The organism is Streptococcus sp. FSL R7-0212 (assembly GCF_038007985.1).
Lineage (GTDB): Bacteria > Bacillota > Bacilli > Lactobacillales > Streptococcaceae > Streptococcus > Streptococcus parauberis.
The window spans coordinates 1,658,768-1,671,110 of record NZ_JBBOYF010000001.1 but is presented as its reverse complement, the minus strand read 5'-3'; the positions used below and the strand labels follow the sequence as shown (position 1 = coordinate 1,671,110).

13 protein-coding genes are annotated in these 12,343 nt (G+C 36.8%); 7 read left to right on the top strand and 6 right to left on the bottom strand.

Annotated features, from left to right (window positions below):
- Positions 1-6 precede the first annotated feature (6 nt).
- Genes accD through ldcB form a run of 3 tightly spaced genes read left to right on the top strand, consistent with a single transcriptional unit; the run spans position 7 to position 2,392 of the window.
- Entirely contained in the window at positions 7-873 is an 867-nt protein-coding gene (gene accD, locus MKY69_RS08465) for an acetyl-CoA carboxylase, carboxyltransferase subunit beta (RefSeq protein ID WP_340791446.1), read from the top strand.
- A complete protein-coding gene (locus MKY69_RS08460) occupies positions 870-1,640 on the top strand; it encodes an acetyl-CoA carboxylase carboxyl transferase subunit alpha (RefSeq protein WP_340791444.1) in 771 nt (256 codons plus the stop codon). The genes accD and MKY69_RS08460 overlap by 4 nt, the downstream gene beginning before the upstream one ends.
- Before the next feature lie 44 nt (positions 1,641-1,684).
- Positions 1,685-2,392 carry an LD-carboxypeptidase LdcB/DacB gene (gene ldcB / locus MKY69_RS08455; protein WP_013793662.1) on the top strand — a complete coding sequence of 236 codons (708 nt, stop codon included), beginning with the start codon at positions 1,685-1,687 and terminating at the stop codon, positions 2,390-2,392.
- Between the two features lie 59 nt (positions 2,393-2,451).
- Here ldcB and serS read toward each other — a convergent pair whose 3' ends face one another.
- Positions 2,452-3,729: a serine--tRNA ligase gene (serS, locus tag MKY69_RS08450; RefSeq protein WP_003107560.1), complete on the bottom strand. Its 1,278-nt coding sequence runs from the start codon at positions 3,727-3,729 to the stop codon at positions 2,452-2,454.
- 306 nt (positions 3,730-4,035) lie between these two features.
- On the opposite strand from serS, the gene MKY69_RS08445 reads away from it, so the two are divergent.
- Complete coding sequence (locus tag MKY69_RS08445; protein WP_003102969.1) at positions 4,036-5,112, top strand: acyltransferase; 1,077 nt, start codon at positions 4,036-4,038, stop codon at positions 5,110-5,112.
- Between the two features lie 27 nt (positions 5,113-5,139).
- Here the strand turns inward: MKY69_RS08445 and MKY69_RS08440 are convergent, their stop codons facing one another.
- The 5 genes from MKY69_RS08440 to MKY69_RS08420 all read right to left on the bottom strand — a co-directional run bounded on the left by MKY69_RS08440 (position 5,140) and on the right by MKY69_RS08420 (position 9,608).
- A complete protein-coding gene (locus tag MKY69_RS08440) occupies positions 5,140-5,502 on the bottom strand; it encodes a DUF956 family protein (RefSeq protein ID WP_003105332.1) in 363 nt (120 codons plus the stop codon).
- A 101-nt stretch (positions 5,503-5,603) separates the two neighbouring features.
- Entirely contained in the window at positions 5,604-6,515 is a 912-nt protein-coding gene (locus MKY69_RS08435; RefSeq protein ID WP_003107557.1) for a PTS system mannose/fructose/sorbose family transporter subunit IID, read from the bottom strand.
- 13 nt (positions 6,516-6,528) lie between these two features.
- Positions 6,529-7,341, bottom strand: a complete 813-nt coding sequence (locus MKY69_RS08430) for a mannose/fructose/sorbose family PTS transporter subunit IIC (RefSeq protein WP_003107556.1) — start codon at positions 7,339-7,341, stop codon at positions 6,529-6,531.
- A gap of 103 nt (positions 7,342-7,444) precedes the next feature.
- Entirely contained in the window at positions 7,445-8,434 is a 990-nt protein-coding gene (locus MKY69_RS08425; protein ID WP_003107555.1) for a PTS sugar transporter subunit IIB, read from the bottom strand.
- Between the two features lie 361 nt (positions 8,435-8,795).
- The gene (locus MKY69_RS08420; RefSeq protein ID WP_003103714.1) at positions 8,796-9,608 is read right to left on the bottom strand and encodes a Cof-type HAD-IIB family hydrolase; all 813 of its coding nucleotides are present in this window, start codon (positions 9,606-9,608) and stop codon (positions 8,796-8,798) included.
- A 221-nt stretch (positions 9,609-9,829) separates the two neighbouring features.
- Here MKY69_RS08420 and MKY69_RS08415 point away from each other — a divergent pair, with 221 nt between their 5' ends.
- The 3 genes from MKY69_RS08415 (at position 9,830) to MKY69_RS08405 (ending at position 12,339) form a co-directional block, all read left to right on the top strand.
- Positions 9,830-11,290, top strand: coding sequence for an NCS2 family permease (locus MKY69_RS08415; protein ID WP_003104259.1), 1,461 nt, complete (start codon positions 9,830-9,832; stop codon positions 11,288-11,290).
- An 88-nt stretch (positions 11,291-11,378) separates the two neighbouring features.
- Positions 11,379-11,828 (top strand): tRNA (adenosine(37)-N6)-threonylcarbamoyltransferase complex ATPase subunit type 1 TsaE, encoded by a 450-nt coding sequence (tsaE, locus tag MKY69_RS08410; protein WP_003103132.1) that lies wholly within the window; start codon positions 11,379-11,381, stop codon positions 11,826-11,828.
- Complete coding sequence (locus tag MKY69_RS08405; RefSeq protein WP_003102412.1) at positions 11,815-12,339, top strand: GNAT family N-acetyltransferase; 525 nt, start codon at positions 11,815-11,817, stop codon at positions 12,337-12,339. The genes tsaE and MKY69_RS08405 overlap by 14 nt, the downstream gene beginning before the upstream one ends.
- The last annotated feature ends 4 nt before the right edge of the window (positions 12,340-12,343 follow it).

Genomic DNA, 12,343 nt, shown 5'->3' with positions numbered 1-12,343 from the left:
GTAGATATGTCATTATTTAGAAAAAAAGACAAATATATTCGTATCACTCCTAATCATTCTGCGTCCAGTGCTACTAGTAATCTTGTCCCAGAAGTACCTGATGAACTCTTTGCTAAATGTCCGTCTTGTAAACATCTGATTTACCAAAAAGATTTAGGATTGACTAAAATTTGTCCTCGATGTTCTTATAATTTTAGGGTTTCTGCTCAAGAACGATTAGAAATGGTTGTTGATAAGGACTCGTTTAGTGAGTTGTTTAATGATATTGAGACCAAAGACCCTTTGAATTTTCCTGATTATCAGAAGAAAATTAGTCAAGCAAGACAAAAGACTGGTTTACATGAAGCTGTTCTCACTGGTAAAGCATCAATTAAAGGAAATAACGTGGCCCTAGCAATTATGGATAGTCATTTTATTATGGCTAGTATGGGGACGGTTGTTGGTGAAAAATTAACTAGATTAATTGAGTTAGCGATTGAAGAATCTCTTCCACTGGTGATATTCACTGCCTCTGGTGGTGCTCGTATGCAAGAAGGAATCTTTAGCTTAATGCAAATGGCGAAAATCTCGGCAGTCATTAAAAAGCATTCGAAAGCAGGGCTTTTTTACTTGACCATTCTGACAGACCCAACAACTGGTGGGGTGACCGCCAGTTTTGCCATGCAAGGTGATATTATCTTAGCGGAGCCTCAGTCCATGGTTGGTTTTGCGGGACGTCGTGTGATTGAGACAACCGTCAGACAGGATTTACCGGAGGATTTCCAAAAAGCCGAATTTCTCTTAAGTCACGGCTTTGTCGATGCTATTGTGAAACGAACTGATTTACGACGAACGATTGACAAATTACTTGACTTACATGGAGGTAGCAAATGACAGATACAGCTAGAGTTTTAAAAGAAGCCCGTGATCAGAGTCGTTTGACTGCTTTAGACTATGCTAAAGTGCTTTGTCCAGATTTTATGGAATTACATGGTGATCGGCAGTTTGCGGATGATGGTGCTATCATTGGAGGAATTGGACACCTTGGTCAGGCTCCTGTTACTATTATTGGGATTCAAAAAGGTAAAAACCTTCATGATAATCTCCACCGCAATTTCGGTCAGCCTCATCCTGAAGGCTATCGTAAAGCTTTGCGATTAATGAAACAGGCTGAAAAGTTTGGGCGACCAATTGTCACTTTAATTAATACAGCGGGTGCTTTTCCAGGGATTGGTGCTGAGGAACGTGGGCAGGGAGAAGCTATTGCCCGTAATCTCTTAGAAATGAGCGACCTAAAAGTTCCAATCATTGCTGTAATCATCGGTGAGGGAGGTTCTGGAGGAGCATTGGCCTTAGCTGTCGCTGATAAGGTTTGGATGCTTGAAAACACCATTTATGCAGTTTTGAGTCCGGAAGGTTTTGCTTCTATTCTTTGGAAGGATGGCTCGCGCGCCAGCGAAGCGGCTCAGTTAATGAAAATTACATCTCGGGAGTTATTGCAGATGGGGGTGATTGATCATATTATAGCTGAACGAGGCTATTTTTCATCTGAAATAATTGATAACTTACGTGACCAGTTGATCAAAGAATTTACAGAATTAAAAAAATTGACACTAGACCAATTGGTGGAAAAACGTTATCATAAATTTAGACTATTTTAAAATCCTTTTTATAAGGATTTTTTTGATGACTAGGAGGTCCTTGCTTGAAAAAATATTCTTACTTACTCTTAATTCCTCTTTTGTTCACTTTAGCAGCATGTCAACAGAACCAATCACAAGGTAAAACGAAAGATTCTGAAAAAATTACAGAATCTTCACAGTCGAAAATGAAAGTGGCTAGCAAAAACAGTAAGTCTGCTAAGGTTACAAACAACGGTTCTTATTATAGTGTAGAAGGAAAATATGGACCAGTAATTATTGTTAATAAACAACACCCATTAGATAAGAACTATAATCCTGGGGAGGACCCTCAAGCTAAGGAAGCTTTCTTACAAGTTTTAGCTGCGATGAGAAATCAAGGTTTTTCAGTTAGTGAGCAATATAGTGGGTTCAGGTCCTATGATACACAGACAGAACTCTATCAAAATTATGTCAATCGGGACGGACAAGCTCAAGCAGATCGCTATTCTGCAAGACCTGGCTACAGTGAGCATCAATCCGGTTTGGCTTTTGATATCCTTGATGGTCAGGGAAATTTATTAGAAGAACCACAAGCATCTCAGTGGCTTTTGGAACATGCGCCTGATTATGGTTTCATTTTGCGTTATTTGCCTAGTAAGGAGTCCTCTACGGGTTATCAGGCAGAGAGCTGGCATATTCGTTATGTTGGTAAAGAAGCAGCTGACATCGCTAAATCTGGCAAAACCTTAGAAGAGTACTATGGTGTACCTGGTGGAGATTATACTAATTAATACAAAACAACCATTAAAACAAAAAAGACAAAGCTAAGGCTTTGTCTTTTTTGTTTATTTTATTTTGGTGCAATAACTTCAGCCCCACCCATATATGGGCGTAGTACTTCGGGAATTGTTACAGATCCATCCTCGTTTTGGTAGTTTTCAAGGATTGCTGCTACGGTGCGCCCTACGGCCAAACCTGATCCGTTCAAGGTATGCAAGAGTTTAACCTTGCCATCAGCTTCGTCGCGGTAGCGGATTTGAGCGCGTCGCGCTTGGAAATCTTCAGTGTTTGAACAACTTGAAATTTCACGGTAGGTGTTTTGAGCTGGAATCCAAACTTCTATATCATAAGTTTTAGCTGCTGAGAAGCCCATATCTCCTGTACAGAGTGTAATAACACGGTATGGAAGATTAAGTTTTTGAAGTATGTTTTCAGCATTAGCTGTCATTTTTTCCAATTCTTCATAAGATTCTTCTGGTTTAGCAAATTTTACCATTTCTACTTTATGAAATTGGTGCAGACGAATCAAACCACGTGTGTCACGTCCTGCAGAACCGGCTTCAGAACGGAATGATGGACTCATTGCTGTGAAGTATATTGGTAGTTCTTTGCCTTCCAAAATTTCTCCACGGTAGTAGTTGGTCAATGGTACCTCAGCAGTTGGGATGAGAACAAAGTTTGTATCTTTTAATTCAAATGTATCTTCTTTAAATTTAGGATATTGTCCTGTACCGAACATTGAGTCATGGTTGACCATGTAAGGTGTAATAATTTCTTGGTAGCCTTCTTTTCCATGTTCATCTAACATAAAGTTATAGATGGCACGTTCTAAACGGGCGCCTAAGTTTTTGTAGAATAAGAAGCGGGCTCCGGTTACTTTAGCTCCACGTTCCCAGTCAAGGATATCGAGGTTTTCTCCAATTTCCCAATGAGGTTTAGCTTCAAAACCAAATTCGGGTGGAGTACCCCAACGACGTACTTCCACGTTTTCGTCTTCGTCAGCACCAACTGGAACTGAGTCATGAGGTGTATTAGGTAAAACTGTGATGATTTCAGTAACTTTTTCATCAATTTCTGCTAATTCAGTATCAATTGCTTTTATATCTGCAGAAACTTTTTGCATATCTTTAATTTGTTGATTAGTATCTTCTTTTTGACGTTTAGCTTGAGCAATTGCAGCTGAAGCAATATTACGTTCTGCTTTTAATTCTTCTGATTTAATTAATAAATGACGACGCTTTTCATCAAGTTCCTTAAGATTAGCAAGAACATCTTCTTTGACACCACGAACTTTTAGTTTTTGTGCGACTTGATCAAAATCGGTACGAATACGTTTTAAATCTAACATAGTTTTACTCCTTTAGTATATAAAATAAAAAGCACAGATTATGTTATCGCTGGAGCGCTTTTGCGCGGTTCCATCCAGCTTCACAATCTGTGCACTTAATTAATATCTGATTATATGTGTCGGTAGAATTTCATATTGCTAATCTATCTGTTCACAGCGACCACAGACTTCCTGAAAGCTTAGTAAATATTACTTATCCGATAAAATCATTATATCAAAAAAAGAAAAAAAGTAAACTCTTTCCCTAAAATTGTCTCTGAATAGTTGAAAATAGCATAAATATAAGACTTATGATAAACTTATTTCATGACAGAATTGATAAAAAAACGAAAAAGAGAGCACCACTATGGGCTTGATTTACTCCGTATTATTTCTATGTTTATGATTGTTATTACCCATGTTCTAGGTAAGGGTGGCTTAAGGTCTTCAGTTGCTGGTGCCGGTGAGTCTGATTCTTATTTCGTTGTTACTTGGGTGATTCAAGTATTAGTTTATGGAGCAGTAAATTGTTATGCCTTAATTTCTGGTTATGTTGGAGCTTGCTCAACATATAAATATTCAAAATTATTAAATATTTGGTTACAAGTATTCTTTTATACTTTCACCATTACCACTGTTTTTGCCCTTTTTGGTTACCATGTGACCTTAAATGATTGGCGGCACACATTTTTTCCAATAGTCAGTGGCGAATATTGGTACATGACTGCTTATTTTGGCTTATTAATCTTTATGCCTGTCATCAACGGTGGACTTAAGTCGATGTCGGATGTACAATTAAGAAATCTTGTTGTACTTATGGGCATATTCTTTTCATTCTTACCAGCTCTAATGAATAATCGTGTTAATGAGTTCTCACTGAGTAAAGGTTTTGAAATGACATGGTTAATAATTCTCTATATCGTTGGGGCGTATTTACATCGAATTGATTTAAAAAAATATAGTACAAAAAAATTATTAACAATTTATACTATCTGTATGTTGATTACTTACAGTATGAAATTTATTGTAGGTAACATTTGGTACTGGTATGTCTCACCAAGTCTTAGTATGGGAGCCATTTCATTATTTATCATTTTTGCTAAAATGAAAATGCCAAATAATAAAGCTCTCCTAAAGTTTATTGCAATTGTCTCACCAACGACATTAGGTGTTTATTTAGCTCACCTTCATCCTTTACTTGTTCGCTTTGTTATTCGAGATTTTGCCGAACCATTTGTTAAAGCACCAATTCTGGTCTATCCATTTTTGATATTAGGAGTTAGTATCATAATTTATCTGATAGCATTTATAGTTGAAAAAATTCGACTTAAAGTCTTTAAAATTTTTCAAGTGGCTCGAATTAGTCATTGGATTGATGATAAATTCCCATTTACGGAATTATAAAAAACTGTTAGAAAATCTAACAGTTTTTTATTTACGTTTAAACCATTTTTGAATCATCATTTGAATCAGAGTAGGAAGTTTTATCACTTTATCATTGCCAATATAACCTCGAGCAATTTTTAAAATTTTTCCAGAATCTTTGGAAGCGAACAAGAATTTTCCTTGATCGGTGAAAATCTCAAAATGGCGACTTACTTTTTTACCCGAAACGTTGGCACCGATTTGATTGATCGATGACCATGGAATTTGAATATAATCGTCAACATTTCTGTCGTTATAAAATTCAAATGCATTATCACCAACTAAAATTTTTCCAACTTTGCCCCCCATACCTAAGTAAGAAGTAGCCTTCGTTTGGAAGTCAACCGTAGTATTCATTGATTTTGCCAAAGTGAATCTCCCTTCATTGAGTTAAAAATATTATAGCATATGAAGAGTAATCATATAACCTATCAAAAAAAACCTGGGATTTAATCCCAGGTTTAAGTCTATTACATGATACCGAATAGACGAGCAAGGATACCAACGACAAACAAAGCGATAATGATTGTAATTGGAGACACTTTTTTCTTAAGTAACCACATACATAAGAATGTAAGTGCAAGACCCATTAATCCAGGGATAAGTGAATCAAGTTGTCCTTGAAGAGATTGTGCTTGATATTTATCAAGGCTCATACCACCAATAGCTTGTCCTAAAATACCTTTTAATTCAGCACCGTTGATGTTTCCTTTAGGGAATTCAACATAAGCACCTTTTGATAAAAGTTTTGAAGGAAGATCTACAGTAAATTTGATTGATACCCAACGTTCAACCAATACTGCAAGGATGAACATACCAAGGATTGATGCACCTTTAGTGATGTCTTGTAAGATACCACCAGACATGTCTTTAGTGATTTCAGAACCCGCTTTATAACCAAATTCTTGTGTATACCATAAGAAGGCCATACGGATGATGTTCCATCCAAGGAAGAAAATGATTGGTCCCATGATGTTACCAGATTGTGCTAATGACGCACCGAGAGCTCCCAAGATTGGACGAACTGTAAACCAGAATACTGGATCACCGATACCGGCCAAAGGTCCCATCATACCGATTTTAACCCCTTGAATAGCAGCATCATCGATATCAGTACCATTAGCTCTTTCTTCTTCAAGAGCTAGGGTAACACCCATAATAGGTGCAGCTACATAAGGGTGAGTATTGAAGAATTCTAAGTGGCGAGTAAGCGCAGCCGCTTGATCTTCTTTAGTTGTGTATAATTTCTTGATTGCTGGAATAAGAGAATAAGCCCAACCCAAGTTTTGCATACGTTCATAGTTCCATGAACCTTGCAAGAATTGTGAACGCCACCAAACTTTTTGGCGATCAGCTTTTGATAATTTAATTTGTTCAGTCATGTTAGGCCCCTTTCTAGTAGTCTTCTAGGATATCGCCGATAGGATCGTTTGATCCACCGTTACCTGATCCACCGTTACCACCTTGTTTTGAAAGGTTGAGGTAGATTAAGGCCATAGATACACCGATTACACCAAGTGCGATAAGTGTTAAGTCGCTTAAGGCTGCGAAAGCAAAACCTAGAGCGAAGAATGGCCAAACTTCACGAGTAGCCATCATGTTGATAACCATAGCATAACCTACGGCAACAACCATACCACCACCAACAGCCATACCGCCGTTTAACCAGTCAGGCATCATTCCTAAAGCATCTTTAACAGCGCTAGCTGGGATAGCAATAAGAAGTGCAGCTGGAATAGCAATACGAAGACCTTGCATCATCAATGCGATGAAGTGAGCGCGTTCAACACCAGCAATATTACCATCTTTAGCAGCATTATCAGCTGTATGTGCTAAGGCTACTGAAAGTGTACGAACAATCATAGTAAGGAATAAACCTGCAACTGCCAAAGGAATAGCTGTTGCTGTTGCAACTGCAACACCTTGAGAAGTGAAGTTACCACCTTTAACCATGATGATAGCAGCAGCTACTGAAGCTAAAGCAGCATCAGGTGCAACTGCAGCACCAATGTTTGCCCAACCAAGAGCGATCATTTGTAAAAATCCACCAAGCATGACACCTGCTTCTAAGTTACCAGTTACAAGACCGATAAGCGTACAAGCTACAAGTGGTTGATGGAATTGAAATTGGTCAAGGATACCTTCCATACCTGCGAAGAAGGCAATCACAACGACCAAGATAGCAGAAATAATTGAAATATCTGACATTTTCTTATCCTTTCGAAGTGTATCTAACGAAATCTAAGCATTTAAATTTCGATAAATTTGAGTATTAAACGCTTCCTTTTAATCTTAAACTAAAGGAAAGTTCTTATTGAATGTGAGCTTTTTTGATCAGTTCAAATAAGTTCTTTTTAGAATCATTTGGAACTTTACGAACATCAAAAGCAACTCCTAATTGTTGGAGTTTTTCAAAGGCAGCAACATCATCTTTATCCATAGATAATACGTTGTTTACCATTGTTTTACCAGTTGAGTGAGCCATTGAACCAACATTAAGTTCTTCAATTTGAACACCACCTTCAACAGCACGAAGTGCATCTTGAACAGTTTCAAAAAGGATAAGAGCTTGTGTATTACCAAAGCGAGGATCCTTAGAAACTTCAACTAATTTGCTAACTGGAACAACGTTTGCTTTAACTCCACCAGGAGCAGCTTGTTTAATCAATTGTTTACGCAAGTCATCTTTAGCAACTGTGTCAGAAGCAACGATGATCCGGTTAGCTTTTGAAGCAGGTGTCCATGCTGTTGCAACTTGTCCGTGTAAAAGACGAGTGTCGATACGAGCAAGGTTAATTTTAAGTTTGCCATCTCCAATAACTGTTCCTTCAGGAATAGCACCTTGTAAAGCAGGAGCTGCAGTTGCTGTAGGAGCAACCTCAACTGGATTGAGTTCTTCAGGAAGTGCTTTAACACCGTCCTTAGACTCTTTAATAATGTTTGCTGCAACTTTTTCAACGCCTGCTTCAGCATCCATAAGACGCTCAGTGTAAGCTTGAATTAGCATAGGCAAGTTAAGACCTGTGATGATAGCCATTTTACGTTCAGGATTTTCTCCCATAACGCGACTAGCTTGATTAAATGGAGAACCACTCCAAAGGTCAGCTAGGACAAGGATTTCATCATCAGCATCAAACTGTTGGATAGCATTGTTGAAGTGTCCATACAAATCATCAGGTCCTTCGTTTGGCATGAAAGTTACGACTTGAACTTTTTCTTGTTCGCCAAAAATCATAGAACCGGATTGATGAATACCTTCAGCAAATTTACCGTGGCTGGCAATAATAATACCGATACCCATTCTTGTTCTTCCTCCTTTAATATTTTTTTTCGTTAACTTGAAGAAGAATAATCTCCTTCCAAAATTAATTTTGGCAATTCTTTTTCAAAAAAACGAAATTCAAGAACGTCTTTATTTTAAAACGTTTTCAATGAAAAAGCAATACCTTTTTCAATAATTTTATAGAATATGAAAAAATTTTCAGAATTTAGTAGGATATTATCAGCTTAAGGATAAAAATAATATTATCTTATGATTTTGAACAAAAAATATTCAAAAATAAAGCATACAAATACATAACGCTTTCAGAAAACGCTTGTAATTTCTCGAAAATATGCGAACAAAAAACCACGATTAGAATAAAAAGTGGTTTCGTTTGCCTTTATAAGAAAAGCTCTTCCAGTTTTCTAGCAACGCCATCTTCCTCATTAGTAAAGATTAACTGTTGATCAGCATATGGTAAAAGAACTGGACTAGCATTTTTCATAGCATAACCTGTTCCTGCAAAACTGAGCATTTCAGTATCATTATGTTCATCGCCAAAGGCAATCAAATCATTTTGATCCTTATTAAATATGCGGAGTAGGTAATTGAGTGCGTAAGCTTTGTTGATATTCTTAGAAGAAACTTCTAAAATATTGAGTGGGCCTCCCCAAGAATCAACTTCAATCTCGTGCTTAAAGAAAGCTTCCATTTCCTTAGCTAAAGCATATTTATCCTGATGATGAGTTTGTGTCAATAATGCATTAGGGTTACGAGTGATTTTGGGAATCTCTAAGGTCATACCCTCTGTTAATTCTTCGACACCAAATAATTGAGGATCAATTTTATCACGATTTTCCATGGTAATATAGAAGTTCTTACGATATTCACTAGCAATGAAATCCATTTGAAAATCGTCTTTATGTTTTAAAATATCTAATAAATAGTTTTTTTCTAATGTAACATTATGTTCATATTCCCACTTTTGTTCAGGCATATGAGTTAAGGCACCATTAAATGTAATCATTGGTGTCTTCAAATTAAGTTGAAGATAATAATCTAAAGCCATACGATAAGGTCGTCCCGTTGAAATAACAACCTGATGTCCTTTTGCTTGAACTTTACTGATAACTTCTTTTGTGTAGTTGGAGATGGTACTATCATAACGGAGTAAAGTACCATCTAAATCAATTGCAATAATCTTTTTAGTCATAGCTAGATTATAACAAATATTATGCTTATATAAAGGAAAAAATAAGATTTATGGATAAAAAATATAAAAACTAAGAAATGATTATTGAAGATTGAACGATTAAATAGTATAATAGTTACATCGTTCATAAAACGATAATAATTTACTTATTGACGAAGCCCATCAGTAGTGATGACGCTTTTTTGATTTAGTTTTATAATTTTTAAGGAGACTCCATTAAAATGGATAAATTTTTTAAGTTAAAAGAAAGTGGAACTACTGTTTCAACTGAAATTGTTGCAGGTTTGACAACTTTCTTCGCCATGTCTTACATTCTGTTTGTTAACCCTAGTATTTTAGGTGCTGCAGGTATGCCAACTAAGGCAGTTTTCTTAGCGACAATCATTGCTGCATCAATTTCGACTTTGATAATGGGATTATTTGCTAATGTACCATACGCACTTGCTCCAGGTATGGGATTAAATGCTTTTTTTACTTATACCGTTGTCTTTGGTCTAGGTTTTACTTGGCAAGAAGCACTAGGTATGGTATTTATCTGTGGTTTATTTAATATCTTTATCACGGTAACTAAATTCCGTAAAAGCATTATCAAAGCTATTCCGCTTAGCCTTCAACATGCAATTGGTGGTGGTATTGGTGTCTTTGTAGCCTACCTTGGTTTCAAAAATGCAAATATTATTGATTTCTCGTTATCAGCACAAAATATTGTTGCTGTAAATGGCGTTGAACCTGCGAAAGCAACTGCCAAAACGTTTGCTCATGGTGTATTTTCAGTAAATGCAAATGGAGGCGTTGTACCTGCTATTTCAACATTTACAGAACCAAGTGTTCTTTTAGCGATTTTTGGTTTGCTCTTAATGGCTGTCTTAGTTATCAAAAATGTTCGTGGAGCCATCTTAATTGGAATTATCGTGACAACACTTGTTGGTATTCCAATGGGTGTAGTTGATCTTTCAGCAGTCAACTTTGGAGCAAATCATATTGGTCAAGCTTTCAAAGAACTTGGCACAACTTTCTTAGCAGCATTTGGTGGCATGGGATCTCTCTTTAAAGATTCAAGTCGTTTACCTCTCGTCTTAATGACAATCTTTGCTTTCAGTTTGTCAGATACTTTTGACACAATTGGTACTTTTATTGGTACTGGACGTCGTACAGGAATATTCACAGAAGCTGACGAAGAAGCACTTGAAAACAGTACAGGATTTAGTTCAAAAATGGACCGAGCCCTTTTTGCGGATGCAATTGGAACATCAATTGGTGCATTATTTGGAACATCAAACACAACAACTTATGTTGAATCTGCAGCAGGTATTGCCGAAGGTGGTCGTACAGGTCTGACAGCTGTATCAACTGCAGTATGTTTCTTACTTTCAATTTTACTATTGCCTTTAGTCGGTATTGTTCCCGCTGCGGCAACTGCACCAGCCTTGATTATTGTTGGGGTAATGATGGTTTCATCATTCTTAGACGTTGACTGGAGCAACTTCGAAGATGCGCTACCAGCCTTCTTTGCAGCTTTCTTCATGGCTTTATGTTATTCAATTTCATACGGAATTGCTGGCGCATTTATTTTCTATTGCCTAGTGAAAATTGTTAAAGGAAAAGCTAAGGAAGTTCACCCAATCCTTTGGGGAGCAACATTCCTATTCATCCTAAACTTTGTCATTTTAGCCATTTTATAATTAACGAGGGAGATGCTTTGCCATCTCTTTTTTTATTTCTAAACAAATTCTTCTTGGAAGAAAATTTGATTAATGCTATAATAACTTTATGTTTTATACTAAAAATGAAAATGAACTAATTGCCTTTGGTAAACGATTAGGACAAGCTTTACAAAAAGAAGATCTTATTGTTCTGACAGGTGACTTAGGTTCTGGGAAAACAACTTTAACAAAAGGTATTGCGCAAGGGTTGAACATTGCTCAAATGATAAAAAGTCCTACCTATACAATTGTTCGAGAATACGAAGGCCGTTTTCCTTTGTATCATTTGGATGTTTATCGAATTGGTGACGACCCAGACTCAATTGATCTGGACGAATTCATTTATGGGCAAGGTGTTACAGTTATTGAATGGGGAGAGTTGCTTGATGCTTCCTTGCTTAATGACTTCTTAGAAATTATTATTGACAAAGTCGATTCTGGTCGCTCTGTTACTCTAAAGTCTCACGGGAAAAGATCAGAAGCGATAGCTGAGGAGATGTTCGATGCCAACTTATGAGCTTAGTATTGAAGAAGCACAAGCTAGTGATGCGCCAGCAATTCAAAATCTCCTAAGAAAACTTAGTCTAGAAACCAACTTTATTTCTGAAACACAAGCTATTTTGGAAATAAGCCAAGAAAAACTTAGTTATGCACTTGAGCAATTAAACGACAAAGTAGACAGTATTTGTTTATTAGCAAGAGTCAATGAGCAAGTAGTTGGCTTAATCAGCATGTCATCAGGCTCTACTGTTGATACTAATCATATTAGCGAGCTTTTTATTGTTTTGGATGTCTCAGTTCGAGGACAAGGTTTGGGAAAAGAACTAATGGCAATTGCCCTAGATTGGGCAGAACAAACACCTTCAATTAAAAAGATTGAATTGGAAGTACAAATTGCTAATGAAGTTGCTGTTCAATTGTATCAGTCGTTTGGCTTTGAAATTGAAGGCACTCGCAAACATGCAGTAAAACTACACAATGGAAAATACTCAGATGTCTATTTAATGGGCAAACTATTAGACAAGTAAGGAA